The 25836-nt window shown below is 69.5% G+C and carries 21 protein-coding genes; 6 read left to right on the forward strand and 15 right to left on the reverse strand.

The window, feature by feature from the left end; genetic code table 11:
* Positions 1-36 precede the first annotated feature (36 nt).
* The 10 genes from bamA to BMX97_RS32015 all read right to left on the reverse strand — a co-directional run bounded on the left by bamA (position 37) and on the right by BMX97_RS32015 (position 12006).
* Positions 37-2577 (reverse strand): outer membrane protein assembly factor BamA, encoded by a 2541-nt coding sequence (gene bamA, locus BMX97_RS09535; RefSeq protein WP_091748570.1) that lies wholly within the window; start codon positions 2575-2577, stop codon positions 37-39.
* 340 nt (positions 2578-2917) lie between these two features.
* On the reverse strand, positions 2918-4078 hold the full coding sequence (gene rseP, locus BMX97_RS09540) for an RIP metalloprotease RseP (RefSeq protein ID WP_091748573.1): 1161 nt from the start codon (positions 4076-4078) through the stop codon (positions 2918-2920).
* A gap of 139 nt (positions 4079-4217) precedes the next feature.
* On the reverse strand, positions 4218-5381 hold the full coding sequence (dxr, locus tag BMX97_RS09545; RefSeq protein WP_091748576.1) for a 1-deoxy-D-xylulose-5-phosphate reductoisomerase: 1164 nt from the start codon (positions 5379-5381) through the stop codon (positions 4218-4220).
* Entirely contained in the window at positions 5378-6241 is an 864-nt protein-coding gene (locus BMX97_RS09550) for a phosphatidate cytidylyltransferase (protein WP_091748578.1), read from the reverse strand. Before BMX97_RS09550 ends, dxr begins: the two co-directional genes overlap by 4 nt.
* Positions 6241-7047, reverse strand: coding sequence for an isoprenyl transferase (locus BMX97_RS09555; protein WP_091749003.1), 807 nt, complete (start codon positions 7045-7047; stop codon positions 6241-6243). Before BMX97_RS09555 ends, BMX97_RS09550 begins: the two co-directional genes overlap by 1 nt.
* Positions 7048-7127: 80 nt before the next feature.
* Complete coding sequence (gene frr / locus BMX97_RS09560; protein ID WP_091748581.1) at positions 7128-7691, reverse strand: ribosome recycling factor; 564 nt, start codon at positions 7689-7691, stop codon at positions 7128-7130.
* A gap of 181 nt (positions 7692-7872) precedes the next feature.
* Positions 7873-8631, reverse strand: coding sequence for a UMP kinase (gene pyrH / locus BMX97_RS09565; protein WP_091748585.1), 759 nt, complete (start codon positions 8629-8631; stop codon positions 7873-7875).
* Positions 8632-8891: 260 nt separating this feature from the next.
* Positions 8892-9815, reverse strand: coding sequence for a translation elongation factor Ts (tsf, locus tag BMX97_RS09570; RefSeq protein WP_091748589.1), 924 nt, complete (start codon positions 9813-9815; stop codon positions 8892-8894).
* A gap of 147 nt (positions 9816-9962) precedes the next feature.
* Positions 9963-11012, reverse strand: coding sequence for a 30S ribosomal protein S2 (locus BMX97_RS09575; protein ID WP_060848112.1), 1050 nt, complete (start codon positions 11010-11012; stop codon positions 9963-9965).
* A 730-nt stretch (positions 11013-11742) separates the two neighbouring features.
* Positions 11743-12006 carry a hypothetical protein gene (locus tag BMX97_RS32015; RefSeq protein ID WP_143074596.1) on the reverse strand — a complete coding sequence of 88 codons (264 nt, stop codon included), beginning with the start codon at positions 12004-12006 and terminating at the stop codon, positions 11743-11745.
* Between the two features lie 112 nt (positions 12007-12118).
* On the opposite strand from BMX97_RS32015, the gene BMX97_RS09585 reads away from it, so the two are divergent.
* Entirely contained in the window at positions 12119-14245 is a 2127-nt protein-coding gene (locus BMX97_RS09585; RefSeq protein WP_091748595.1) for an FkbM family methyltransferase, read from the forward strand.
* Between the two features lie 469 nt (positions 14246-14714).
* Here the strand turns inward: BMX97_RS09585 and BMX97_RS09590 are convergent, their stop codons facing one another.
* From BMX97_RS09590 to ispG, 4 genes are all read right to left on the reverse strand, one after another.
* Positions 14715-14921 carry a hypothetical protein gene (locus tag BMX97_RS09590; RefSeq protein WP_091748598.1) on the reverse strand — a complete coding sequence of 69 codons (207 nt, stop codon included), beginning with the start codon at positions 14919-14921 and terminating at the stop codon, positions 14715-14717.
* A 98-nt stretch (positions 14922-15019) separates the two neighbouring features.
* Positions 15020-16240 (reverse strand): bifunctional phosphopantothenoylcysteine decarboxylase/phosphopantothenate--cysteine ligase CoaBC, encoded by a 1221-nt coding sequence (gene coaBC / locus BMX97_RS09595; RefSeq protein WP_091748602.1) that lies wholly within the window; start codon positions 16238-16240, stop codon positions 15020-15022.
* Between the two features lie 6 nt (positions 16241-16246).
* Complete coding sequence (locus BMX97_RS09600; protein ID WP_091748605.1) at positions 16247-18217, reverse strand: potassium transporter Kup; 1971 nt, start codon at positions 18215-18217, stop codon at positions 16247-16249.
* A gap of 214 nt (positions 18218-18431) precedes the next feature.
* Positions 18432-19751 carry a flavodoxin-dependent (E)-4-hydroxy-3-methylbut-2-enyl-diphosphate synthase gene (gene ispG, locus BMX97_RS09605; RefSeq protein WP_091748608.1) on the reverse strand — a complete coding sequence of 440 codons (1320 nt, stop codon included), beginning with the start codon at positions 19749-19751 and terminating at the stop codon, positions 18432-18434.
* A 420-nt stretch (positions 19752-20171) separates the two neighbouring features.
* On the opposite strand from ispG, the gene BMX97_RS09610 reads away from it, so the two are divergent.
* From BMX97_RS09610 to BMX97_RS09615, 3 genes are all read left to right on the forward strand, one after another.
* Positions 20172-21305: a patatin-like phospholipase family protein gene (locus tag BMX97_RS09610; RefSeq protein WP_091748611.1), complete on the forward strand. Its 1134-nt coding sequence runs from the start codon at positions 20172-20174 to the stop codon at positions 21303-21305.
* Between the two features lie 57 nt (positions 21306-21362).
* A complete protein-coding gene (locus tag BMX97_RS34165; RefSeq protein ID WP_143074597.1) occupies positions 21363-21491 on the forward strand; it encodes an acetyltransferase in 129 nt (42 codons plus the stop codon).
* 317 nt (positions 21492-21808) lie between these two features.
* Positions 21809-22471 carry a LuxR C-terminal-related transcriptional regulator gene (locus BMX97_RS09615; RefSeq protein ID WP_091748615.1) on the forward strand — a complete coding sequence of 221 codons (663 nt, stop codon included), beginning with the start codon at positions 21809-21811 and terminating at the stop codon, positions 22469-22471.
* 77 nt (positions 22472-22548) lie between these two features.
* On the opposite strand, the gene BMX97_RS09620 is transcribed toward BMX97_RS09615, so the two are convergent.
* Positions 22549-23793 carry a DNA topoisomerase IB gene (locus tag BMX97_RS09620; protein ID WP_177202170.1) on the reverse strand — a complete coding sequence of 415 codons (1245 nt, stop codon included), beginning with the start codon at positions 23791-23793 and terminating at the stop codon, positions 22549-22551.
* A 135-nt stretch (positions 23794-23928) separates the two neighbouring features.
* Here BMX97_RS09620 and BMX97_RS09625 point away from each other — a divergent pair, with 135 nt between their 5' ends.
* Both BMX97_RS09625 and BMX97_RS09630 read left to right on the forward strand, forming a co-directional pair.
* Positions 23929-25080: a glycosyltransferase gene (locus tag BMX97_RS09625; protein ID WP_091748617.1), complete on the forward strand. Its 1152-nt coding sequence runs from the start codon at positions 23929-23931 to the stop codon at positions 25078-25080.
* Positions 25080-25724: a class I SAM-dependent methyltransferase gene (locus BMX97_RS09630; protein ID WP_091748620.1), complete on the forward strand. Its 645-nt coding sequence runs from the start codon at positions 25080-25082 to the stop codon at positions 25722-25724. Before BMX97_RS09625 ends, BMX97_RS09630 begins: the two co-directional genes overlap by 1 nt.
* The last annotated feature ends 112 nt before the right edge of the window (positions 25725-25836 follow it).

A 25836-nucleotide genomic window follows, 5' to 3' on the forward strand; every position in this document is an offset into this window, starting at 1 on the left:
CCCGGCGGGGGTGCCATCGGCACCCCCGCGATGTCCTCAGAAGCGCGAGCCGCCCGAGAAGCGGAACGCCTGCGTCTGGTCCTTGCCGACCTTGCCGAAGTAGGTGCCGTCGGCGCCGAAGACCTTCTGGCCCTCATCCTTCGAGAGGGCGTAGGCGTAGTCGAAGCGGATCGGGCCGAGCGGCGAGTTCCACAGGATCGAGGCGCCGACCGACGAGCGGATCGTGGCCTTGTCGCGGACGTTAACGCATTCCGGCTCGACGGTGATCGCCGTCGCGCTGAAGTTGCAGCCGCCGGTCGGGCTGAAGCCGTTGATGAAGCCGTCGCCGTTGACGTCGAAGGACCGGCGGCCCTTGTAGCCGAACAGCGTACCGGCATCGGCGAAGACCGCGCCCTTCAGGCCCAGATCGCGCGGCAGACCCCAGATCGGGAACTGCACCTCGACCGAGGCGCCGACATAGGTCGTGCCGCCGATCGCGTTCGAGCGGGCATCGCCCGAGCCGACGTCGCGCGGGCCGATGCCGTTCGGCGCGAAGCCGCGCACCAGCGACGGGCCGAGGAAGAACTGGTCGGTGACGCGGAGCGAGTTGCCCTCGGTCGGCTGGACGTGGCCGCCCTGGAACTTCACGAAGCCGACGACGTCCTCGTACAGCTCCTTGTAGTAGCGGGCCTCGCCGGTGACGCGGAAGAACTTCGAGTCGCCGCCGATGCCGGCGTATTCGGGCTTCAGCTCACCGTAGAAGCCGTTGCGTGGCAGCTGCAGGTTGTCGAGGGTCGAGTAGGCGAGCGTCACGCCGGCGAGCGAGGTGAGGGTGGAGCCCACCGCCTCCTTGAGCGCGATCGACGCTTCGCCGTCATAGGCGCAGTTCGGGTAGGCCGGGAGGCCGCCGACGTCACGACCGTTGTAGATCGTGCCGGCGGGGTTCAGCGCCGTGTAGCCCGGGATCCCGAACGAGCAGTCGTTGTACGGCCGCTTCAGGGTGTTCGGGATCTTCAGGTCGGTGTTGTAGATCGAGTAGCGCAGCGTGATGCCGAACTCCTCGGTGATCGGCAGGCCGAGGCGGAGCTGGCCGCCGACCACGTCGGTCACGTAGCGCGAGTAACGGGTCTGGTCGCTGTACTTGTTGAAGACGTCGAAGCCGGCCGCCAGGCGATAGCCCAGGAAGTACGGCTCGGTGAACGAGAAGTCGACGCCGCGGGTGTACTGGCCGGCGGTGCCGGCGAGGCGGACGTACTGGCCGCGGCCGAGGAAGTTCGACTCGGAGACCGAGACCTCGCCGATGATCCCGTCCGCCGTCGAGTAGCCGCCGGCGACCGAGAACGAGCCGGTCGGTTGATCCTCGACGTCGATGTTCACGACGACGCGGTCGGGGGCGGAGCCGGGCTCGTTGGAGAACCGCACCTTCTTGAAGAAGCCGAGGCCGTTCAGGCGCCGCTCGGCCCGGTCGACCAGGACGCGGTTGTAGGCGTCGCCCTCGGTGAGGTCGAGCTCGCGCCGCACGACGTAGTCGCGGGTGCGGGTGTTGCCGCGCACGTTGATGCGCTCGATGTAGACCTTCGGGCCGTCCTCGACGATGTAGCCGAGGGCGACGGTGCCGGTGGCGCGGTCGCGCTCGCCGGTCGGGCGGACCTGGGCGAAGGGATGGCCCGAGCGGGCCACCGAGGTGGTGACGCCGGTCAGCGTCTTCTCGACGTCCTCGGCGTTGTAGACGTCGCCCACGCCGGTGCGCAGCTCGTCGCGCAGGACGGTGCCGTCGACGCCCGGGATGCGCGAGTCGACCGAGACCGCGCCGACGCGGTACTGCTGGCCTTCCTCGACCGTGATGGTGACGATCCAGCCGCCGGCGGCGTCGTCGTAGCGCGAATCGGCCGAGGCGATCCGGAAGTCGGCGTAGCCGTTCTTCAGGTAGTAGCGCCGGATCAGGTCGAGGTCGTTGGCGAGCCGGTCGGGGTCGTAGACGTCCGAGGTCTTGACGAAGCTGAGGAGGTTCATCTCCGACAGCGTCATCAGGTCCTTCAGGCGACCGTCCGAATAGGCCTGGTTGCCGACGAACTTGATCTCCTTGATGCCGGTCTTGTCGCCCTCGTCGACGGTGTAGACCACGTCGACGCGGCCGTTCGGCAGGTCGACGGTGCGCACCGAGACCTTGGCCGAGCCGCGGCCGGCGCGGCGGTACACCTCGCGGATGCGCTCGAGATCCGAGTTGACCTGCGCCTGGCTGTAGGGCCCGCGCGACTTCGACTCGACGATGCCCTCGAGCGTCGCCTTCTCGACCTTCTTGTTGCCTTCGAAGAAGACGCGGTTGATCGTGTTGTTCTCGCGCACCGAGACGACGATGCGACCGGCGCTGTGCGACACGCGCACGTCCGAGAACATCCCGCTGGCGATCAGGTTGCGGCGGCCCTCCTCGGGCGACACGCCGACCACGTAGGAACGGACCGTCTCCGCATCGATCCGGGAATTGCCCTGGACGACGATCTGCTGCGCGAAGGCGCTGCCGCTGGCGGCGATGGTAGCGGCCATGACAATGGCGCCCTTCGCCGACGCACGCCGGCGCTTACCCGTCATCGACATCATAAATGGCCCGTCTCATTTTTTGTCGGCACGGGTTTGCACCCGCAGACGATCGAACTCTCGCGAGGTCGAAGTCCCCTGGTCCTAGCCCTGCTTCTATCGGGAATCCCCGGCGACGCAAACGCCACGCTCCCGACCTACCGGGATTTTGCCCAGACGTTGCCTTCCTGTCACGGCCCACGGCCAAGCTTTTCACAAGGCACGGTCAGCGCGCGATGAATGCCGCCCCGGAGCGAAAGCCCCGGAATGGAACGCTTTTTACGAAAATTGCGTCGATTCGCGAAAAGCACCGCCCGCGGGTCGCGCGGGCGGTGCGGCCTCCCGGGGGGAGGGGAGTCCGGCCTCAGGTGCCGCGGTTGAAGGCGGCGCCGATGTGCAGGATGTCGTTCCAGGTCGCGAACAGCATCAGCATCAGCACCAGCGCGAGCCCGATGCGGAAGCCGATCTCCTGCGCCCGCTCGCTCAGGGGGCGGCCGCGGATGATCTCGACGGCGTAGAACATCAGGTGCCCGCCATCGAGCATCGGCACCGGGAAGAGGTTGATGAGCCCGATCGAGACCGACAGGACCGCGATCAGCCCGACGAGGGCGCCGATGCCGCCGACCTTGGCGGCCTGGCCCGAGACCCGGGCGATGCCCATCGGCCCCGAGAGCTGGTCGGCGGATTCGCGTCCCGTGATCAGCTTGCCGATGTAGCTGAAGGTGCGGTCGACGACGAAGTAGGTCTCGGCGACGCCGATCTTCAGCGAGTCGAGGGCGCCGTACTGCACGAGCTTCACGTCGGCGGCGTCCCGCGGGCCCTGGATGCCGAGCCGGCCGATGCGCTGGGTGCCGAACGGTGTCTTGTCCTCGTAGACGTCGGGCGTCGCGGTGAGCGGGGTGGTGACCCCGCCGCGCTCGACCGTGAAGTCGAGCCGGTCGCCGGCCGCGCCCGAGACGGTGCGCTGCATGTCGGCGAAGTTGTGGATGGCGCCGCCGTTGATCGTCAGCACCACGTCGCCGGCCTGGAAGCCGGCCCGCTCGGCCGCGCTGCCGGCCTGCACCGCCGAGACCCGGGGCGCCACCTCGTAGCGGCCGGTGGCGTAGACCGCGCCGGCGAAGACCGCGATGGCGAGGAGGAAGTTGGCGATCGGCCCCGCCGCCACGATGGCGACCCGCTTCCAGACGTTCTTGCCGTGGAAGCTGACCGCGTGGTCGGCCGGGTTCATCCGCGCCATGGCGCCCTGGTCCGGCACGCTGGCGCCGTTCATGTCGCCGACGAACTTGACGTAGCCGCCGAGCGGGATCGCCGAGAGCTTCCAGCGGGTGCCGCGGCGGTCGTTGAAGCCGACGATCTCGGGCCCGAAGCCGATCGAGAAGCTGGTCACCCCGACGCCGCACCAGCGCCCGACCAGGAAGTGGCCGAGCTCGTGGATGAAGACCACGACGGTCAGGACGAACAGGAACGGCACGATGTAGCCGAGCAGGTTCGTCGTCGCGCCGCCGACGGCGTTGAGCAGATCCATGGTCACCTCGATGCGGCGCGGCGGGCCCTCCCTGGCCCGATCCGGCCACCTTGCCGATCGTCATTCATACAGAGTCCACGGGCCTGCGAACAGGCTCCGCGTCGACCGAGGGTTAACTTGACGGAAGCTTGACGGGCGCTCAGGCGGCGAGTGCCGCCGTGCTCCAGCCGCGCACCTCGGCGTCGATGGACAGCGCCTCCTCGACGTCCGCCGGCGCCGTGGGGAAGCGGGCCGCGAAGTGCTCGCAGGCCCGTTCGACCAGGGCGGCGATGTCGTAGAAGCCGATGCGCCCGGCGATGAAGGCCGCGACCGCGATCTCGTTGGCCGCGTTCATCACCGTCGGCTGGGCCCCGCCCGCCGCGAGCGCCGCCTTGGCGATGCGCAGGCACGGGAAGCGCTCCTCGTCCGGACGCTCGAAGGTGAGGCTGCCCGTCGCCGCGAGGTCGAGGGGCTTGCCGCGGGCGATCGTCAGGCGCTCGCCCAGCCCCAGGCAATGGGCGATCGGCACCCGCATGTCGGGGACGTAGAGGCCGGCCGTGACGGAGCCGTCGCGCCAGGTGACGAGGGCGTGGACGATCGATTGCGGGTGCACCACCGCGTCGAGGCGCTCCGCCTCGATGCCGAACAGGTGGTGGGCCTCGATCAGCTCCAGACCCTTGTTCATCATCGTGGCGGAATCGATGTTGATCTTCATCCCCATCGACCAGGTCGGGTGGGCGGCGGCATCCGCCGCGCTCGCCGCGGCGATCTGCTCGCGGCTCGCGGTCCGGAACGGCCCGCCCGAGGCGGTGATGGTCATCCGGGTGATCTCGTCGATCCGCCCGGTGCCGATCGACTGCTCGAGCGCGTTGTGCTCGGAATCCATCGGCAGGATGCGGGCGCCGAACGTCTTGGCGTCGCGCATGAAGGCGTCGCCGGCGCAGACCAGGCTCTCCTTGTTGGCGAGCGCCACGGTGCGGCCGAGCCGGATCGCCGCGCAGGTGGGAGCGAGGCCCGCCGCGCCGCTCACCGCCGCCACGACGAGGTCCGCGTCCCGGGTCGCCGCCTCGATCACCGCCGAGGGGCCGGCGCCGTTCGCGATGCCGGAGCCGGACAGCGCGTCGCGGAGCGCCGGGCCGGCATCGGGATCGGCGATCGCCGCGAACTCGGCGTTCAGCTCGCGGGCGACGCGGGCGAGCGCCTGCGCGTCGCGGCCGCCCGCCACGGCGCCGACCCGGAACCGGTCCCGGTGCTGGTCGAGCAGGTCGGCGGTGGAGCGCCCGATCGAGCCGGTGGCCCCCAGGACGGATACGGTGAGGGTCATGGATGTCCCGTGAGAGAGAGGCCGGCGAGCAGGAGGCCGGCGAGGAGCGCGACGGCGAAGAAGCCGTCGAGGCGGTCCATCACGCCGCCGTGGCCGGGGATCAGGCGGCCGGAATCCTTGGCGCCGTAGGCGCGCTTGAGGGCCGATTCGGCGAGGTCGCCGCCCTGGCTCATCACCGAGGCGACGGCGGAGAGCGCGCAGGCCAGCGGCAGCGACAGGGCGTCGGTGGCGCCGAGGTGACGGGCACCGGCCGCCACCGCGCCGCCGACGATCGTCGCGCCGAGGAGCCCGCCGCAGAAGCCCGACCAGGTCTTCTTCGGGCTCACCGCCGGCCACAGCTTCGGCCCGCCGAGCGAGCGGCCGGTGAAGTAGGCGGCGATGTCGGTGGTCCAGACCACCCCGAACAGCCAGAGCGGGCCGGCGAGCCCGATGCGGGGATCGTCGCGCAGCAGTACCGGCACCAGGGTGACGACGAGGGCGCAGGCGAGGCTCGCCGGCGCCCAGATCCGTCCCGCGGCGGGCCGGGCGAGGAGCGCCAGGAGCGCGAGGCCGAGCGCGGTCGCGCCCAGGAGCCAGGGCGTCGGGACCGGCAGCCGCGCGCCGGCGACGACGCCGAGGAGCACGAGGCCGGCGATCGCCAGGAGCGGCCGGTGCGGTGCCGTCCGGGTGATGGCCATCCACTCGCCGACCACAGCGAGGCCGGCCAGGAACCAGACCACCGCGAAGATCCAGCCGCCGTTGAGGGTGGCGCCGAGCACCAGGAGGCCGAGCACGATGCCCGACACCGTGCGGGCGCCCAGTTCCGTCGCCGGCCAGGCCGGGCGGCCGCCCGGGAGTTTCGTCCCGTCAAAGCCCGCCATCAGCCCGCCCGGGCGCTCAGGCCGCCGAAGCGGCGGTCGCGGCTCTGGAACTCGCCGATCGCGGCGAGGAAGGCGGCGTGGTCGAAGTCCGGCCAGAAATCGGGCACGAACACGAACTCGGAATACGCGGTCTGCCAGGTGAGGAAGTTCGACACCCGCTGCTCGCCGGAGGTGCGGATCACCAGGTCGGGGTCGGGGATGCCGTCGGTGTCGAGCGCGCCCGTCATCGTCGCGGCGTCGATCGCCTCGGGCGGGAGGCGCCCCTCGGCGACCGCCTGGGCCAGCTTGCGCACGGCGCGCAGGATCTCCTGGCGGCCGCCGTAGTTGAATGCCACCACCAGCGTCAGCTTGGTGTTACGGGCGGTGCGCTCCTCGGCCTCGCGCAGGAGGCCGGCGATGTCGCCCGGCAGGCCGTCGCGCTCGCCGATGATCCGCACCCGCACGCCGTTGGCGTGCAGGTCGGCGAGGTCGCGGCGCACGAACAGCTTGAGCAGGCCCATCAGGTCCGCCACCTCGGCGGCGGGCCGGCGCCAGTTCTCGGACGAGAAGCTGTAGATCGTCAGGTAGGGGATGCGCAGGTCGATCGCCGAGCGCACGGCCCGGCGCACCGCCTCGACGCCGCGGCGGTGGCCCTCGACCCGTGGCAGCCCGCGGCGCGCGGCCCAGCGGCCGTTGCCGTCCATGATGATGGCGACGTGGGCGGGCATCGTCCCGGGATTCACGCCGCCGGCTTCGGGACACGCTCCGTCCCGGCCCTCGGCCCGGCCTGCGTCCAGCAGGGTCACCGTCTCGCTGTCGCCTGCCATGCTGGCCCCGACCCCGGCGGAGCCGTGATCCGGCTCCGCGCTCTCCACGCCGTCGCTTCCGTCATGCCGGTCCGAGACCCTCAGACCTGCATGATCTCCTTCTCCTTGGACGCCAGGGTCTGGTCGACCTCGGCGATGTGCTGGTCGGTCGCCTTCTGCACCTGGTCGGCCTGGCGCTTCTCGTCGTCCTGGCTGATGGCGCCGTCCTTCTCGAGCTTCTTCAGGAGGTCGAGGCCGTCGCGCCGGACGTGGCGGACCGCGACGCGGGCCTCCTCGGCATACTTGTGCGCGACCTTGACCATCTCCTTGCGGCGCTGCTCGTTCATCTCGGGGATGCGCAGGCGGATGGTCTGCCCTTCGGTCATCGGGTTGAGCCCGAGGTCGGATTCGCGGATCGCCTTCTCGACCGCCGTCACCATGCCGCGGTCCCAGACCGAGACGCTGAGCAGGCGCGGCTCCGGCACGCTGATCGTCGCGACCTGGGCCATCGACATCGCGGCGCCGTAGGCGTCGACCTGGATCGGGTCGAGGAGCGAGGGCGTGGCGCGCCCGGTGCGCAGCGAGCCGAGGTCGTGCTTCAGGGAGTTGATCGCGCCCTGCATGCGCCGCTTGATGTCGTTGAGGTCGAAGGAGGGTGTAGCCATTCCTGCGCGTCCCGAGGCGTCGTGAGGAGAGGGGGAGGGGCGGGCCCGAGGCCGAACCCTTGCGGGCGGGCCGGGGCCGCGCCCCGATCGGGCTTCAATGAACCAAAACCCGACCCGCCGCAAATCGTCGGGCGGCGGATTTCGCTCGGGGATACGGAGGATTTCGCGCGCCGCGGGCTCCTCAGGGGGCCACCAGGGTCGAGGGCGCGGCACCCGTGAGGATCGCCGTGACCGAGCTCGGCGCGTGGACCGAGCCGACGATCAGCGGCAGCCTGCCGTCGCGGGCGAGCGCGAAGGCGGCGGTGTCCATCACCTTGAGGTCGCGGGCGATCGCCTCGTCGTGGCTCAGGCGCTCGTAGCGCACGGCGTCGGGGTTGGTCTTCGGGTCGGCCGAGTAGACGCCGTCGACCTGCGTGGCCTTGAGCACCGCGTCGCATTTCAGCTCGGCGGCGCGCAGGACCGCGGCGGTGTCGGTGGTGAAGTACGGGTTGCCGGTGCCGCCGGCGAGCACCACGACCTGGCCCTTGTCGAGGTGGTGCAGGGCGGGCTGACGGGCATAGGTCTCGCAGATCGTCGGCATCGAGACCGCCGACATCGTGCGGGCGGTGACGCCGGCGGCGTTGAGCGCGGTCTCGAGCGCCAGCGAGTTCATCACCGTCGCCATCATGCCGAGGGAATCCCCGGTGGCGCGGTCGATCCAGCCCGCGGCCGAGACGCGGGCGCCACGGATCACGTTGCCGCCGCCGACCACGAGGGCGATCTCGAAGCCCTTCTCCACCGCCCGGGCGATGTCGTCGGCGAGCGCCGCGAGGGTCGGGGGATGCAGCCAGTAGCCGTCGGGGGCGGCCAGCGCCTCACCGGAGAGCTTCACCAGCACGCGGCGGAAGCGCGGCGCGCCCTGCGCCGTCAGGGAAGGGTCCGACAAGCGATGGTCTGGCATGGGGGCTCCTCTGGCCCGCCCCGGTGGAGCGGCCGCCGCCGGCGTCAAGGGTCGATGCGAGTCGGGCCGGGTTCTAGCCTGTCGCTCCCGGCCCGTCGAGGCATCGGCGCGCCGGAATCGGCACGTCCGGACGACGCGCGCCGGACGCGGTCCCGGCACGGAGCCCACCATGCAACCCGGTATGAAAAAGGGGGGCCCGCCTGAGCGGGCCCCCCTGATGGCGTGCCGGGCGTCGCCGGGGGCGACGCCGACGGCCGGTGTCAGCCCTTGGCTGCCGCGGCGACCTCGGCGGCGAAGTCCGGGGCCTCTTCCTTCTCGATGCCCTCGCCGAGCGCGTAGCGGACGAAGCCGGTGAGCTTGACGGGACCACCGGCCTTGCCCTCGGCCTCCTTGAGGACCTGCGCGACGGTCTTCGAGCCGTCGTGCACGAAGGGCTGATCGAGGAGGGTGACCTCCTTGTAGTAGCTCTTCAGGCCGCTCTCGACGATCTTGGCCATGACGTGGTCCGGCTTGCCGGCGTTCTTCTCGCGCAGGATGTTGCTCTCGCGCTCGACCGTGGCGGCGTCGACGCCCGAGGCGTCCAGCGCCACCGGGTTGGTCGCCGCGACGTGCATGGCGATCTGGCGGCCGAGCTGGCTCAGCATCGTCACGTCGCCGGCCGACTCGAGGGCGACGAGCACGCCGATCTTGCCAAGGCCCTCGGAGACCTGGCCGTGGACGTAGGAGGCGATGACGCCCTTCTCGACCGACAGCTTGGCGACGCGGCGCAGGGTCATGTTCTCGCCGATGGTGGCGATCAGCTCCTGCAGCTTGTCCTTCACGGTGCCCTCGGCGCCCGGGAAGCGGGCGGCCTCGAGGGTCTCGATGCTGTCGCCGGCGGTGAGCGCCAGCTTGGCGGCCTCGCGCACGAAGGCCTGGAAGCCGTCGTTGCGGGCGACGAAGTCGGTCTCGGAGTTCACCTCGAGCACCGCGGCGTGGTGGCCGGCGGACTCGACCGCGACCAGGCCCTCGGCGGCGACGCGGCCGGCCTTCTTGGCGGCCTTGGCGAGGCCCTTCTTGCGCAGCCAGTCCACGGCCGCCTCGAGGTCGCCGGCGGTCTCGTTGAGGGCCGACTTGCAGTCCATCATGCCCGCGCCGGTCTTCTCGCGCAGCTCCTTGACCATCGCTGCCGTGATGTTGGCCATCGTGGGATCCTCTCGATTGGCGCCCCCGCGCGCCCCGAAGGCCGCGCCGGTCGGCGGATAAAAGGGAACCCGGCGCCGTGGCGGCGCCGGGCTTTGGAAGAGCATCGGGTCGCGGGGCTCTCGCCCCGCCGGGTCACCGAACCGACGTTACGCGGCGGCGGCGGCCTCGACGAAGCCGCGGGCCTGGTTGACCCAGCCGTCGCGGTCGAAGCGGCCGTTGAGCTTCAGGTCGCCGTCGACCTTGGCGACGTCCTCGGGGCTCATCGCGGCGATCTGCCAGTAGTGGTAGATGCCGGCGTCGTTGAGCTTCTGGACCAGCTGCGGGCCGACGCCCGTGAGCTTGGTCAGGTCGTCCGGGGCGCCGCGCGGGGCGGCCAGCAGCTCGAAGGGCTCGCCGACATACGGCTCGGTGACGTCGACGGGGGCGACCTCGGGCTCGTTGGCGAGGGCGGGCAGCTCCTCGGCCATCGGCTCCTCGGACTCGCCGAGGTCGACGCCGAGCGCGCCCTGGCCGCGGGAGATGCCGTCGATCGCCGCGCGGGCGACGAGGTCGCAGTAGAGCGCGATGGCGCGGCCGGCGTCGTCGTTGGCCGGGACCACGTAGGTGATGCCGTCCGGGTTGCAGTTGGTGTCGACGATGGCGGCCACCGGGATCTTGAGGCGGTTCGCCTCCTTGATCGCCAGCTGCTCCTTGTTGGTGTCGATCACGAACAGCAGGTCGGGCACGCCGCCCATGTCCTTGATGCCGCCGAGCGCCTTCTCGAGCTTGTCCTTCTCGCGGGACAGCATCAGGCGCTCCTTCTTGGTGAGGCCCTGGCCGCCGCCGGCGAGGGTCTCGTCGACCTTGCGCAGGCGCTGGATCGAGCCCGAGATGGTCTTCCAGTTGGTCAGCGTGCCGCCGAGCCAGCGCGAGTTCACGTAGTACTGGGCCGAGCGCTTGGCCGCGTCCGCGATGGTGTCGGCCGCCTGGCGCTTGGTGCCGACGAACAGCACGCGGCCGCCCTTGGCGACGGTGTCGCTCACCGCCTGCAGCGCCTGGGCGAGCGCCGGCACGGTCTGGGCGAGGTCGATGATGTGGATGTTGTTGCGGGTGCCGAAGATGTACGACTGCATCTTCGGGTTCCAGCGGTGCGACTGGTGGCCGAAGTGCGAGCCGGCCTCGAGCAGCTGGCGCATGGTGAAATCGGGAAGGGCCATGGTCTTTGTTCTCTCCGGTTGTCTCCGCCGCGGAGGAAGCGACCGGCGCCCCAGGGACTTGCCGAGAGACAAGAAGCGAGAAGCGACCGGCCACCGGAAGCGCCTCATTCAGGCATGAGGCCGGCTCCGCGTGTGGGATGGGCGGGCCTTTATCGGATCGGGGGTGGGATGGCAAGGCGGCCCTGACGGTGACGGGCGCGGCGTCGCGGGGCGAACGGTGGGTGCGGCGACGTCCGTTCCGGGGCCGTCTCGATTCTCCGGGTCCAGGTGATGGGTGTCTTGCGACCGTCGACGTAAGCGCTTGAGACGAGCTGCGGCGACGAGGATCTGCCGGCGGATGGCCTTCCAGAGGCCGGGCGGGTCGCTGGCGCTGCGAGCGGCCTTGCGACGGATACGCGCGTCGCGGCCGGCCGGCTCGGCACGCGTCGTCGAGAGTCTCGGTCCGCTCGCCCGGTACGTCCGGATGCACCAGGGGGATTGTCACGAGGGGCGATGGGCCGGGCAGCCGCGCGAGCTTCATTGTATCGATATCTGCAGGACTCAATCTATCTGACAGCGTGGTGTCAAAGAAGTCTGTAAATATTTGATATCGAATGTCTTGAGCTACCTGAATAAAAACGGACTTCACTTGGCTTCCTGTGTCTGTGCATATTTCAGGTTTGGATTTCGGAACATTTTTTATTTTTAACTTTTAAAATTGGCGAGCCGACTATGCGGCAATTCATCCGATTCAAAAATTCTCAATAGTGCCATCGATGACGAAGTGTCCTATCGGTTCTTCCGCAAAGAACAGATCGAGTCGGTCGACCGTGTCGTCGACAGCTTCGAGGGCAACCCGCTCTGCCTCAATCTGATGGCCGCTGAGTTGTTGCGGCGGCTGGAACGGGCCTGCGAGGCGCTCATCCGGGCCGAAGATAGCTGCGATCGGCTCGTCGCGGTGCTTCGGTTGCCGAATCTTGCCCGAGAGTAACCTCTGCCGCGTAGAGCGGTACATCGGGGCACCGTGCTCATCCTCCGGACTTGCCGGACGGGCCGCCCCGGACGTCCGTTGGTTGCGAGGCGGGCGTCTCCGCGGTTCATTTGCCGACCGACAAGAGCGGTTGTATATGACCGCCGGAGCTGCGCTCGATGTAGAAATGACGGAATACGTTATGATTGCGGAAGATCACGTCGCGTCGATTGTCGATCGCTATCTGTCGGGATCTCAAGAGGACAAAAAAGCAGTCATAGCTGAATTTGCTTCGAATTTTGACGATCCGGAATGGATGATGGTTCCGTTGCGCGCTCTTGAACTCATGCGCGCTCGGGCGTTTTTTCGAAATGTCGCGGATCTTGCTGATGAAATATTGAGTATCGGCGGAATCAATGATGGCGCAGTGTTCGGCGTATGCTGGACGTCGTGTGTCGCCGGGCATCCAGAGCGTGTGATCATGCATCTGGATCAGGCTTTCCAGCGGGGCATCCTCGATGGAGATCAGATATTATTCCTGTCTGTACAGCACGCACGATTGAACGACGATCCGAAGGCGCTCGAACTGATCAAATTTGTCGATGAAAATTTCGATCACTTGTCTCAAGAGGTGGAAATACATCGACAGTTCATAGATTTTTACAGAAAAAACAATCAAAACGCTGCGTCTGCAATGCTCAATGATATTATTGGTAGATTCAGGCGCCGTGAGGTAGGCGAACTGGAGGCGGAGATTCGCCGCGCTCTCGAAGAGAGGCGACCATACTTGTTGCTTCGGCTCGGCGACGGCGAAGGCTCAGTCATTCGCATCAACGATCATGATACGAGCAACTATGCGGCGTATTACGCGGCAAATCAGCGAGAATTTCTAAAAATATGGTTTGATGACGAGTCCGTCGGCGAAAGTCGCCGATTCGACGCAATCATCGACGAGTTCAATACCGTCATCCAGCACGCCGATGCCATCGGCGGTATCTATGGCAGTGCGGTGACGCACGAATATAGGTTGGGGTCCCGGCGCGGTATCGCCTGGGTGGTGAATACGATGCGCAAGGTTCTCGCCTTGGCCGAGAGCCGCCCCGATTGGGCGGGGCGAACATCCATTCATGAACTCGGTGTCCATTACGACTTGTTGTTGAGTGGTGCTCTGGCGCGATTGCTTCAGGGGCGTAAGCATGTCGGCCTCATAAGCTGCCAGGACGAACTTCCGGATGCGTTGAAGCGCACCTACAATATCGGCGAGATAGAATTCTACAAGGTTCCAGGCGAGAAAATACATATTCATACACTTGGTCAGACGGCGATCGAAGGAAATCACTGGCCGGAGCGATTTTTCGAGTTGTGTGATGTAATCGATAAATCTCCCGACCGTTCCGGGCAGCTGTTCCTTGTCGCAGCGGGGATGCTCGGAAAAATATACGCCAGCAAGCTGAAGGCAGCCGGGGCCGTGGTGCTGGATATCGGGGCCGTCGCGGATCTATGGATGGGTAAGATGACGCGGACTTTTCCCAGTGTCCCGGACGAGTTCGCCCTGACACCATCGGGTCGATCGCTGCTCGTCCTGGTCGATGTCGGTGGCTTGGGCGGCATCGGCAGTGAATGGAATCCCTACCGCGATCGTATCAGGCCGGTCGTGTTCGAACCCAATCCGCCCGAGGCGGCGGCGATTCGCCAGCAGATCTCGACGATCAACGACGGCCTTGTCGTCGAGGCCGCCTTGAGCAACGGGCAACAAAGGCGCAGCTTGAATGTCACGAAAAGCCTCGGCTGCACATCCCTGCTCGAGCCAAACGTGGATCTCCTGAGCAATTATTCGGTCGAACCTGCATTCAGGGTGACACATACGGTCGAGGTCGACTGCATTCGATTCGACGAACTGATGCTGGCGAAGGGGCTGCCGCAACCCGATGTCATCAAAATCGATGTGCAAGGGTTCGAGTTCCAGGTCCTCGAAGGGTTTGGCGACGTGCTCAACTCCTGCCTTGGCGTGAAGCTGGAGGCGCACCTGTACCCGATTTACAAGGGGCAGAAGCTCCTGCACGATCTTGTCGCCCTGCTCGAAGGCTACGACCTGGTTCTACGGAAAGTCATTCCCGTCGACCACTTCGACGGCGACTGCGTCGAGGTCGACGCCTGGTTTACCTGCGGTCTTCGTCGGTCGTCCAATCTCGACGAGGTGTCCAGAGACAAGCTCGCGTTGATCGAGCGAGCGTGGGAAATCAATCCTCGTCGTAGGGTGTTCTCCGCCGAGCAATTCGCGTAGCGTATGACAGCGAGAGCTGGTGATTGGCTCCCGGCGCCCGCAACGACATCGACGCGATGAGCGAATCGAGCGCCGGAATCGATCTCGATAATTCGTGGCGTGATGTCGGTATCGCTTTTTCGGCCATAATGTTTGAAGTGTGAAACGTGTCGGAGAGATCGGCCTCGACCGTTGCCGGGCTTGCGACGGCCCGATCACCTCGGCGGCCCCTCGAACAGCGTCATCTGGTCTAGGCGGGAGCCGGGATCGGCGGATGCCGTCGATCTCGTCCGGCACGTGCTTCCGTCCGGCCCTTCGCGCTCGGCATCCCGAGCTTTGCCGGGCCTCCACCGCCCTGTACCCGTCGGCTCTTTCCCCTGACGGGCACCCTCCGGACGGCCGTGACCGACGCTGTGCGGGGCACCGGGAGGTCGGGCGCGATTTGGAAAAGGATGAGCGGCAGATGTTCGGGTGGGCCAGGCGGTGTCGCCTACCGCCGCCGCTCGCACAGCGTCTTCACGTACGTCCCCGCTTCGGTCCCGCGGCCCGAACTCGCCGCGATGGCGGGACCCAGCAGCAGGCATTCCTGCGGCGTGTGCGCCGGATGGGTGATCACGTCCTGGGCGGTGTCGCGGGTGCAGTCCTTGGCGGACAAGGACGACGCGCAGATCAGGGTGACGACGAGGATGGTGGGCAAGGCGGCCTCCCGGATGAAGGAGGCGGTCCTCCTCGTGGGGGAGGAAGGATAGTGCCGGACGTCGGCATGCCAAACCGGTTGGCCGGCGTTATCTTGCCTCAGGGGGAGGGCGCCAGTTCGGCCAGTCGCGCGACGAGACGGCGGGCGACCTCGTCCTTGGGCAGGTCCGGCCAGGTCTCGAGCGCGCCGTCCCGGCCGATCAGGTGGACGCTGTTGCGGTCGCCCCCCATGACGCCGGTCTCGGCCGAGACGTCGTTGGCGACGATGAGGTCGCAGCCCTTGCGGGCGATCTTGGCCCGGGCATGCGCGATCACGTCGGTGGTCTCGGCGGCGAAACCCACGACGAGCGGCGGGCGCCCCCCGGTCCGCTGCGCGATGGTGGCCAGGATATCGGGATTCTCGGTGAGTTGCAGGGGAGGGGGCCCCTCCGGTCCCTTCTTGATCTTCTCCTCGCCGAAGGCGGCCGGGCGCCAGTCGGCGACGGCGGCGGCGAAGACCGCGATGTCGGCCGGCAACGCCGCCTCGACTGCCGCCAGCATCTCGCGGGCGGTCTCGACCCTGACCACCGCGACGCCCGGCGGATCGGGCAGGGTGACGGGGCCCGACACCAGGGTCACCCGGGCACCGGCGGCGGCGGCAGCAATCGCGATGGCGTGGCCCTGCTTGCCCGACGAGCGGTTGGCGAGGTAGCGCACCGGGTCGATCGGCTCGTGGGTCGGCCCCGAGGTGACGAGGAGGCGGCGGCCCGACAGCGGCTTTGCCTCCTGCGGCCCCGCGAGCAGAACTTCCACCGCGTCGGCGATCTCGTCCGGCTCGGCCATCCGGCCGGGACCGGTCTCGGCCTCGGCCATCCGGCCCACATTGGGTCCGACCACCGCGACGCCGTCGCCCGTCAGCAGGGCGAGGTTGCGCTGCGTCGCCGGGTGCAGCCACATCCGCACGTTCATCGCCGGGGCGATCAGGATCGGCAGGGTGGTGGCGAGCAGGATCGTCGAGGCGAGGTCGGGCGCGTGGCCGCCGGCCATGCGGGCCAGGGTGTTGGCGGTGGCGGGCGCCACCACCACCGCGTCGGCGTCGCGGGCGAGCTTGATGTGGCCTATATCGGCCTCGTCGGCCCGGTCGAACAGGTCGGTATGGGCGCGCTGGCCGGCGAGCGCCGCCGCAGCGAGCGGGGTCACGAATTCCTGCGCGCCCTTGGTGAGGACGCAGCGCACCGAGGCGCCGCGCTCGCGCAGGCGCCGGATCAGGTCCAGCGACTTGTAGGCCGCGATGCCGCCGCCGATGACGAGGAGGATCCGCTTGCCGTCGAGCGCGCCCATCTCCCGCTACACCGTCACCTGGGTCCCGACCTCGACCACGCGGCCGGTCGGGATCTGGAAGAAGTCCGTCGCGTCGTTGGCGTTGCGGGCGAGCGTGATGAACACCCGGTCCTGCCACAGCGGCATGCCGGACTGCGCCGCCGGGCGGATCGAGCGCCGCGACAGGAAGAACGACGTCGCCATGATGTCGAACTTGAAGCCCTGCTTGCGCAGGAGCGCCAGGCCCTTCGGGATGTTCGGCGATTCCATGTAGCCGAACTTCATCACGACCTTCCAGAAATGCGGCCCCATCGGCTCGATCCGGACCCGGTCGGCATCGGCGATGCGCGGCAGGTCGATGGTCTTCACCGTGAGCACGACGTTCTTCTCGTGCAGCACCTTGTTGTGCTTCAGGTTGTGCAGGAGCGCGGCGGGCGCGGTGTCGGGGTCGGAGGTGAGGAAGACGGCGGTGCCGCGGACGTGGTGCGGCGGGCTCTTCTCCAGCATGGCGACGAGCTCGGTCAGCGGCACGTCGGTCTTGCGGGTCTTGTTGAACAGGATGGTGACGCCGCGCACCCAGGTCCACATCAGCAGCACGAGGCAGCCGGCGAGCAGCAGGGGCATGTAGCCACCCTCGAACACCTTGAGCAGGTTCGAGACCAGAAAGAGGAGCTCGACGGCGATGAACGGCACCATCGCGGCGCCGGCGGCGAGCGGCGACCATTTCCACACCCGCCACAGCACCAGGAAGGCGAGGCCGGCGGTGATCAGCATCGTGCCGGTCACGGCGATGCCGTAGGCCGAGGCGAGCGCCGAGGAGGAGCGGAACAGCACCACCAGGATTACCACGCCGATCATCAGCAGCATGTTGATCTGCGGCAGGTAGATCTGGCCCGAATGCGATTCGGAGGTGTGGCGGATCTCGAGCCGCGGCAGCAGCCCCAGCTGCACCGCCTGGCGCGAGAGCGAGAAGGCGCCGGTGATCACCGCCTGGCTGGCGATGACGGTGGCGGCGGTGGCGAGCAGCACCATCGGCAGCAGGCCCCATTCGGGGACGAGCTGGTAGAACGGGTCGGTCGTGTCGGGGTTCGACAGCACCAGGGCGGCCTGGCCGAGATAGTTGATGGCAAGCGCCGGGCCGACGAGGACGATCCAGGCGGTCTGGATCGGCCGGCGGCCGAAATGGCCGAGATCGGCGAACAGCGCCTCGGCCCCGGTCACCGCCAGGAACACCGCGCCGAGCGCGACGAGCGCGCCGGTGCCGTGGCCGAGCAGGTAATGCACGGCGTGCCAGGGGTTGAGCGCCCACAGGACCTGCGGCGTGCGGGCGATGTGCGGCAGGGCCGCGAGCATCAGCACCGAGAACCAAACCAGCATGATCGGGCCGAAGAACGTCGCCATCCGGGCGGTGCCCCGGCTCTGGACCAGGAACAGCGGCAGGATGATCGCGATGGTGATCGGCAGGACGTAGTGGTCGAGGGCCGGCGTGACGAGCTTCAGGCCCTCCACCGCCGACAGCACCGAGATCGCCGGGGTGATGATCGCGTCGCCGTAGAACAGGGCGGCGCCGAACAGGCCCAGCATGAACACGATGTGCGAGCCGCCCAGCGCCTTGCGGGCGAGCGCCATCAGCGAGAGGATCCCGCCCTCGCCCTTGTTGTCCATCTGCAGGAGCAGCAGGACGTACTTGATGGTGACGATGAGCACCAGCGCCCAGAGCAGCAGCGAGACGGTGCCGAGCACCTCCTCGCCGGTGAGCACGCCGTCGGCCCGGCCGGGGGCCAGCGCCTCGCGGAAGGCGTAGAGCGGGCTGGTGCCGATGTCGCCGTAGACGACGCCGACGGAGCCGAGGAAGAGCGTCCAGAAGCTCGCCTTGGCGTGACCGTGGCCCTCGGCCTCGTCGACGGTGCCGGCCTTGGTCGGCGGGCCGCCGCTCGGCGGGGTGAGGCTGTCGGTCGGCGCGGCGGAACCGTCCGTGGGTGCGGCTGACTGGGTCATGTCTGATCGGGGATGCGCCCGCGGGCGGACGGACTGGCCGCCAAGCGCGCTGATGGGCCGGGTGGCGGGCTCAAATCCTTGGCGGCCCGGCGCGTCCGCCGGGTCGGAATGTGTCAAGATTGTAGCACGGAGCCAGTGGGGCGCAAGGCGGACCGCCTGCTGCCCCACCGTTGACCGGCATCACCTCGTCGGGCGTGGAGGACCGCGCCTCGCCTCACTCGGCGGCGCTGCGGTTGCCCAGGCCTTCTCCGGTCCCCTTGCCGAAGCGGCGCTCGATGTAGTCGACGACGATGCCCTCGAAGTCCTTGGCCAGCGTCGGGCCGCGCAGGGTCATCGCCTTCTTGCCGTCGATGAAGACCGGGGCGGTCGGGGTCTCACCGGTGCCGGGCAGCGAGATGCCGATATCGGCGTGCTTCGACTCGCCCGGGCCGTTGACGATGCAGCCCATCACGGCGACGTTCAGCCCCTCGACCCCCGGATAGGTCTTGCGCCACTCGGGCATCGAGGTGGTGATCCAGTTCTGGATGTCGCGGGCGAGTTCCTGGAACACCGTCGACGTGGTGCGGCCGCAGCCCGGGCAGGCGGCGACCAGCGGCACGAAGGTGCGGAAGCCCATGGTCTGGAGCAGTTCCTGGGCCACCTTCACCTCGACGGTGCGGTCGCCGCCGGGCTCCGGGGTCAGGGAGTAGCGGATCGTGTCGCCGATGCCCTCCTGAAGCAGCACGCCGATCGCCGCGGAGGCTGCCACGATGCCCTTGGTGCCCATGCCGGCCTCGGTCAGGCCGAGGTGGATGGCATAGTCGGAGCGGCGCGCCACCTCGCGGTAGACCGCGATCAGGTCCTGCACCGCGGAGACCTTGGCCGAGAGCACGATGCGCTCCTTGGGCAGGCCGATCTCCACCGCCCGGTCGGCGGAGAGGAGGGCGGACTGCACCATCGCCTCGCGCATCACCGCGCGGGCGTCGCGCGGCTTCGCCGAGTTGGCGTTCTCGTCCATCATGTGGGTGAGGAGCGCCTCGTCGAGGGAGCCCCAGTTGGCGCCGATCCGCACCGCCTTGCCGTAGCGGGCCGCCTGCTCGACGATGGTGCCGAACTGCAGGTCCTTCTTCTCCTTGAAGCCGACGTTGCCCGGGTTGATCCGGTACTTGGCCAGCGCCTCGGCGCAGGCCGGATGGTCGGTCAGGAGCTTGTGGCCGATATAGTGGAAGTCGCCGACGAGCGGGACGGGGACGCCGATGCGGTCCAGGCGCTCGCGGATCTTCGGCACGGCCGACGCCGCCTCGTCGCGGTCGACGGTGATCCGCACGACCTCGGAGCCGGCCCGCGCCAGCGCGGCGACCTGGGCCACCGTGGCGTCGATGTCGGCGGTGTCGGTGTTGGTCATCGACTGCACGACGATCGGGGCGCCGCCGCCCATCACCACCGCGCCCTCACCCTCGCCGATCCGGACGCCGACGGTGCGGTGGCGGGGGCTCGGGCCGGCGATCTCGGGGGCGGCGGTGTCCGCCGGGGCGAGGGCTTCCATGGCTTCCATCGGATACCTTCAGGGGGTCGTTCGCAGGAGAATCGTGACGAGACGGTCGGGCGCGGTCGCCGGGACCGCGGTTTGCCCTCCGTCTAGAGCATTTCCGGGCGCGGTGGAAATCGCCTTCCCCGCATGAAATCCCGGCGCGATCAACGGGCTACGCCGGTCCCCGGCGGAATGCCGCGACATCCTTGCGATTTCCTTCGCGGGAAGACGATCTTTCGCTGGGACTTGGCACGGCGCGCCACCTACCGGAAGTGCATCGCCCCGCTCCACCGTCTTGTCTTTAGCTGAGGATGCCTGACAGGCGCGTCAAGCGCATGACGCCCCGGCGGGCGTCGGACCGTCGAATTCCCTCGTCGGGTTCCCCTGCGCGACTTTGCGGCGCACCATTTGGCTTTCGCAGTGCGGCACACCACATCCCCGGTCATGACGGATACAGCCTCGTTCCCGGAACCGGATCGGAGCGCGGGTGACCGCGGTCCCGTCCCGCCCGCCGCTCCCGAAGCCGGCTCGCACGCCGCCACTGGGCCTCTCGGCCGCGGCCTCGTCGGCCCGCGGGCCGAGAAGCCGATCGCCCTGGCGCTCCAGGGCGGCGGCGCCCACGGCGCCTTCACCTGGGGCGTGCTCGACGCCCTGATCGAGGACGGGCGCCTCGCCTTCGAGGCGATGACCGGAGCGAGCGCCGGCGCGATGAACGCCGTCGTGATGGTCGATGGATGGCTGCGCGGCGGTCCCGACGGCGCGCGTGAGCGCCTGGAGACGTTCTGGCGCGAGATCAGCCTCGACGCCGACCTGTCGCACGCCCAGCAGACCGTCATCGACGGGGTGATGAGCTTCTGGAAGAAGACTCCGGTCGGGGCGTTCTGGAACGCCGTCGCCAGCCCGTACATGACGAACCCGCTCAACATCAATCCGCTGAAGCGGGCGCTCGCCGACACGGTCGACTTCGAGGCGGTCCGCCGCGACGGGCCGGCCGACCTGTTCATCTCGGCCACCAACGTGTGGACCGGCAAGATGGCGGTATTCGAGCGGCCGAACCTGACGATCGACCACCTGATGGCCTCGGCCTGCCTGCCGACGGTCTTTCAGGCGGTGGAGATCGACGGCGTGCCGCACTGGGATGGCGGCTATCTCGGCAACCCACCCCTCTATCCGCTCTATCACGGTGCCCGGTCGCCCGACATCCTGCTCGTTCAGATCAACCCGGTCGAGCGCCGAGAGACCCCGCGCAGCCCGGCCGAGATCCGCGACCGCCTCAACGAGATCAGCTTCAACGCCAACCTCCTGCGGGAATTGCGGGCGATCGACTTCGTCGACGACCTGATCGAGGACGGCGTGCTCGGGCGCTCCAACGCCTACAAGCAGGTGCTGCTCCACCGCATCGACGGCAGCGGCTCGGCCCTCGACGACGCCTCGGCTTCCTCGCGGCTGCGGGCGCAGTGGCCGTTCTTCCTGCATCTGCGCGATGCCGGACGGGACGCGGCCAAGGCCTGGCTGGCGGAGAACTACGACGCGGTCGGGCGCGAGAGCACCCTGAACCTCAAGGCGATGTACACCTGAGCCCGCGGCACCGGCCGCCGATGCCCCCGTCGTGCGGGGGCCGGTGCCCGGGTCGTCGTGCTCGAACGCGGTGACCGCACCGTCGAGGCTCTGAGCCTCTACAGTCGAGCGGGCTTCACGCCGCGCGATCCGTTCCCGCCCTATCGCGCGTCGACCGCCAGCGCGTTCCTCGAGAAGGCGGTGTGACGGCCGGAGGCGGCCGCCCATTCCCGGTCCGGTCCAGCGTCTCGCCCGATCCCGATGCGGGAAAGTACCGAGGCCGACGTTCCAAACTGAGGCGTCGCGCTCGGACCCGCCGCGCGGCCTGCCGCCTCCCCGCGCGCGGCGATTCGCGACATCCTGCCGCGGAGTCGGTCTACCTAGGCACTCTTCCCCTCGGGAGCGCCGGTCCGTCGCTCGCCGGGAGGCCGCACGCCGCCCGGCCCGGCCGGGATGGAACGCCGCTTGAACAGTCTCCGGCATGGACACCGCGCTTGTATCGCGCTGGAACGGAGGCAAGCGGCATGAGTGACGCCGTCAAGGTTCTGATGATCAACGAGCCGTCGGATCTCGGCGCCGCCTTCCGGGCGACGCTGGAGCACGACCCCGCGCTGCGGACCATCGGCGAGGAGGAACTGGCGGAGCCGGGCGCGGCCTGCGTCGTCCTGGCCTTCGCGCCGGAGGTCGGCCCGGCCGCGGTGGCCGCCCTGCGCGAGCGGGCGCCGCAGGCCCGCATCCTGGTGGCGTTCCAGGCCGCCGACGCGGCGGAGATCGGCCGGTTCGCGGCCTCCGGCGCCGACGCCTTCGTGGCCCGCTGCGCGCCCGCCCGCGAGATCTGCGCGGCGATCCTGGCGCTCGCCCGCGGCCTGCCGCTGCACGAGGGCGACGCCGAGGCGCCGGCCCCGGAGACGATGGCGGCCGAGAGCCTGGGCCTCACCCCCCGGGAGGCCGAGGTGCTGCGCTTCCTCAGCGCCGGCTTCAGCAACAAGGAGGTGGCACGCCGCCTCACCGTCAGCGTCCGCACCGTCGAGACCCACCGGCTCAACCTGCGGCGCAAGACCAAGACCGGCCGCTTGAAGGACCTGGTGCAACTCGCCCGGCAGATCGGGCTGGCACCGGTCCTCGACAGCGAGGCCCGTCCCCTGCGGCGCCTCGCCCACGAGGCGCACCGCGCCGTCCCTCACTGAGGGGCGGTGCGGGACCGGGCGATCGAGGAACGGATCGCCGATGCGCGGGACCGGGTCCGGACGGCCCGCCGGCGCGGTCAGGCCGCCTTGCGGGCCGCCGACCGCCCGCCGCGGGACGCGACACTCCGGGTGCCGCCGGACGGGTCGCCGCTCGCCTTGCCGCTGCTCGCCTTCCCGCCGACCGAGCGCTTCTTCGCGGCCTTCGCCCGCGTGCCGGACCTCGCCGCCTCCTCGACCCGGGCGAGGCGGCCCTGGAGCAGGGCGAGCACCGCCGTCTCCTCCGGGCGCAGGGTGGCGATGTCGTCGCGGAGCGCCGCCTGGACCTCGTCCTTAACCTGGAGCAGCAGCTCGCCCTCGAGGTAACAGCCTAGGACCTCCGGGTGGACGTAGCACTTGCGGCAGACGGTCGGAGTGTTGCCGAGCCGCTCGGCCACCCGTTCGATCGCCGCGCGCACGTTGCGCTTGGCCATCGCCTCGCTGTCGAAGGCCTCGAACTCGCGCAGCGCCATGGCGGCCAGCACCGTGCCGGACCAGGTTCGGAAATCCTTCGCGGTGATGTCGCGGCCGGTGATCTCGCGCAGGTAGGCGTTCACGTCGGCCGAGGTCACGTCGCGCTGCACCCCGTCCTCGTCGAGGTACTGAAACAGCTCCTGGCCGGGCAGGTCCTGGCAGGCCTTGACGATCTTCGCCACCCGGCGGTCGTGGATCGACACGTCCCAGACCTTGTTGCTCTTGCCCTTGAACCGGAAGGTCAGCGCCTTGCCCTCGACCGTGACGTGCGGGTCGCGCAGGGTCGTGAGGCCGAAACTCTTGTTCTGCTTGGCGTAATCGTCGTTGCCGACCCGGATCAGGGTGGTCTCGAGGAGATGCACCACCGTCGCCAGCACCTTCTCGCGCGGGAGCCCGCGCCGGCCCATATGCGCCTGGATCGTCGCGCGCAGGCCCGGCAGGACCTCGGCGAAGCTCATCATGTGGGTGAACTTGGTGCTCTCCCGGGCCTCACGGAACCCGGGATGGTAGCGGTACTGCTTGCGGCCGCGGGCGTCGCGCCCGGTCGCCTGGATGTGGCCGTTGGCGTGGCGGCAGATCCAGACGTCGGTATAGGCCGGCGGGATCGCCAGCGCCCTGATGCGGTCGAGCGTCGCCTCGTCGCGCACCCGGACGCCCTTGGCGTCGACGTAGGTGAAGCCGCGGCCGCTGCGCTTGCGGCGGTAGCCCGGCTCCTCGTCGCCGACGTAGCGCAGGCCCGCCTCGCGGGCGGCCTCGCGGGTGTCGACGCGATCCTCGGCGGCGCTCGCCGCCATCTCGGGATCCGACAGCATGGGCGTTCCGACCTTCGATGCGTTCCTGGTCGGTCTCAACCGGCGCCCGCCCGCGCCGGTTCCGGCGCGGCGCAGCCGTTCCCCCGCGCCGCGCCGCCCTGTAGGGAAGGGGGAAGCGACAGCGGGAGAGACCGGGTGCAGCCACAGGACGACGGCGCGGAGAAGAAGCGGGCGCACATCGCCTTCGTGGTGACCGAGGACTGGTTCTTCGCCTCGCATTTCCTGCCGATGGCCCGCGCCGCGGTGGCGGCCGGCCATCCGGTCTCGGTCGTCACCCGCGTCCGGGCCCACCGGGACGCGATCGCGGCGACCGGGGCCCGGGTGGTGGAGCTCGAGGCCGAGCGATCGAGCCTCAACCCGATGGCGGCGGGCTACGCCGCCGGCCAGCTCGCGGCGATCCTGAAGGCGCTCAAGGCCGACATCGTCCACTGCATCGCGCTGCGCGGCATCCTGGTCGGCGGCGCGGCGGCGGCGCTCGCCGGCATCCCGTCCCGGGTCTACGCGCTGACCGGCCTCGGGCTGATCGGCGCGCGCCAGAACCGCGCCGGACGCCTCGCCCGCACGGCCCTGCGCCTCCTGATCCGCGGCCCGCTCGAGACCGCCCGCACCCGCTACCTGTTCGAGAACCCGGACGACGCCCGGCTGCTCGGCTTCTCGCCCGACGATCCCCGCGTGACGATCGTCGGCGGTGCCGGCATCGACCCGGAGGCGTGGGCGCCGGGGCCCCTGCCGCCCCACCCGCCGCTCCGGATCGCGCTGATTGCCCGGATGCTGTGGTCGAAGGGCGTCGACACCGCCGTCGAGGCCGCCCGCCTCGCCCGGAGCCAGGGCGCCACCCTCGAACTCGCGCTCCACGGCGCCCCCGACCCGTCGAACCGCCGTGCGATCCCCGAGGCGACCCTGCGCGACTGGTCGCGGGACGGGGTGACCTGGCACGGCCCGACCGACGACGTCGCCGGCGCCCTGGCGCGGGCCCACGTCGCCTGCCTGCCCTCGCGCGGCGGCGAGGGCCTGCCGCGGGCTTTGCTCGAAGCCGCGGCGAGCGGCCGGGCGATCCTGACCACCGACGTGCCGGGCTGCCGGACCCTGGTGCGCGACGGGATCGAAGGCCTGGTCGTACCGCCGGACGATCCCCGGGCGCTCGCCGCCGCGATGGTGCGGCTATCTTCCGATCCGCCCCTCGTCGCCCGGATGGGGGCCGCCGCCCGCGCCCGCATCGTCGAGGGCGGCTTCACCGAGGCGGCGGTGACGCGGGCCGTGCTCGCGCTCTACGCGGACCTCGCCTGATGGAGCCCGAAGCCTTCGTCCGCGCCCATACGGCGCTCCGCCCGGTGCCGCACGCCCCGGCGATCCGCCTCCACGTCGCCGACGAGGCGACGGACTTGTGGGGCCGCACCGAGGAGGAGCTGGGCGAGATCGGCCTGCCGCCGCCGTTCTGGGCCTTCGCCTGGGCCGGCGGCCAGGCGCTCGCCGCCTACGTGCTGGAGAACCCTCGGACCGTGGCGGGCGCCCGGGTGCTCGACTTCGCCTCGGGCTCGGGCCTCGTCGCCATCGCGGCCGCCCTGGCGGGGGCGGCGTCGGTCGAGGCGAGCGACCTCGATCCCTTCGCGCACGCGGCGATCGCCCTCAACGCCGCCGAGAACGGCGTCGCCGACCGCATCGCGGTGCAGGCCGGCGACCTGATCGGCCGCGACGACGGCTGGGACTGCGTGCTGGCCGCCGATATCTTCTACGAGCGCGACCTCGCCGCCCGGGTCGGCGACTGGCTGGGGGGCCTCCACGCCCGCGGCGCACGGGTTCTGCTGGGCGATCCCGGCCGGGCCTACCTGCCGAAGGATAGGCTGGAGAATCTGGTGACCTACGAAGTGCCGGTGACCCGGGCGCTGGAGGATGCCGAAATCAAGCGGACGGGGGTATGGCGGTTTCGATGAGGACGGGCGGTCCCGATGACGGAGGGATATATAGACATAAATTCTTATATCAGATCGATTCCAGAGTTTTGCGCCGAACGGTCCCGCCCTGAGATCCCCCACTCACCTTGGA

It is taken from the genome of Methylobacterium sp. ap11, from assembly GCF_900110515.1.
Classification (GTDB): Bacteria; Pseudomonadota; Alphaproteobacteria; order Rhizobiales; family Beijerinckiaceae; genus Methylobacterium; species Methylobacterium ajmalii.

Excerpts from the sequence above, each read along its gene's own strand:
- BMX97_RS09630 (WP_091748620.1), top strand. The coding sequence starts at position 25,080 with ATGGAGCCCGAAGCCTTCGTCCGCGCCCATACGGCGCTCCGCCCGGTG.
- tsf (WP_091748589.1), bottom strand. The coding sequence starts at position 9,815 with ATGGCCAACATCACGGCAGCGATGGTCAAGGAGCTGCGCGAGAAGACC.
- frr (WP_091748581.1), bottom strand. The coding sequence starts at position 7,691 with ATGGCTACACCCTCCTTCGACCTCAACGACATCAAGCGGCGCATGCAG.
- coaBC (WP_091748602.1), bottom strand. The coding sequence starts at position 16,240 with ATGGGCGCGCTCGACGGCAAGCGGATCCTCCTCGTCATCGGCGGCGGC.
- dxr (WP_091748576.1), bottom strand. The coding sequence starts at position 5,381 with ATGACCCTCACCGTATCCGTCCTGGGGGCCACCGGCTCGATCGGGCGC.
- bamA (WP_091748570.1), bottom strand. The coding sequence starts at position 2,577 with ATGATGTCGATGACGGGTAAGCGCCGGCGTGCGTCGGCGAAGGGCGCC.
- BMX97_RS09600 (WP_091748605.1), bottom strand. The coding sequence starts at position 18,217 with ATGACCCAGTCAGCCGCACCCACGGACGGTTCCGCCGCGCCGACCGAC.
- ispG (WP_091748608.1), bottom strand. The coding sequence starts at position 19,751 with ATGGAAGCCATGGAAGCCCTCGCCCCGGCGGACACCGCCGCCCCCGAG.
- BMX97_RS09620 (WP_177202170.1), bottom strand. The coding sequence starts at position 23,793 with ATGCTGTCGGATCCCGAGATGGCGGCGAGCGCCGCCGAGGATCGCGTC.
- BMX97_RS09575 (WP_060848112.1), bottom strand. The coding sequence starts at position 11,012 with ATGGCCCTTCCCGATTTCACCATGCGCCAGCTGCTCGAGGCCGGCTCG.
- rseP (WP_091748573.1), bottom strand. The coding sequence starts at position 4,078 with ATGGATCTGCTCAACGCCGTCGGCGGCGCGACGACGAACCTGCTCGGC.
- pyrH (WP_091748585.1), bottom strand. The coding sequence starts at position 8,631 with ATGCCAGACCATCGCTTGTCGGACCCTTCCCTGACGGCGCAGGGCGCG.
- BMX97_RS09550 (WP_091748578.1), bottom strand. The coding sequence starts at position 6,241 with ATGGCGGGCTTTGACGGGACGAAACTCCCGGGCGGCCGCCCGGCCTGG.
- BMX97_RS32015 (WP_143074596.1), bottom strand. The coding sequence starts at position 12,006 with ATGTACCGCTCTACGCGGCAGAGGTTACTCTCGGGCAAGATTCGGCAA.
- BMX97_RS09555 (WP_091749003.1), bottom strand. The coding sequence starts at position 7,047 with ATGGCAGGCGACAGCGAGACGGTGACCCTGCTGGACGCAGGCCGGGCC.
- BMX97_RS09610 (WP_091748611.1), top strand. The coding sequence starts at position 20,172 with ATGACGGATACAGCCTCGTTCCCGGAACCGGATCGGAGCGCGGGTGAC.
- BMX97_RS09615 (WP_091748615.1), top strand. The coding sequence starts at position 21,809 with ATGAGTGACGCCGTCAAGGTTCTGATGATCAACGAGCCGTCGGATCTC.
- BMX97_RS09585 (WP_091748595.1), top strand. The coding sequence starts at position 12,119 with ATGACCGCCGGAGCTGCGCTCGATGTAGAAATGACGGAATACGTTATG.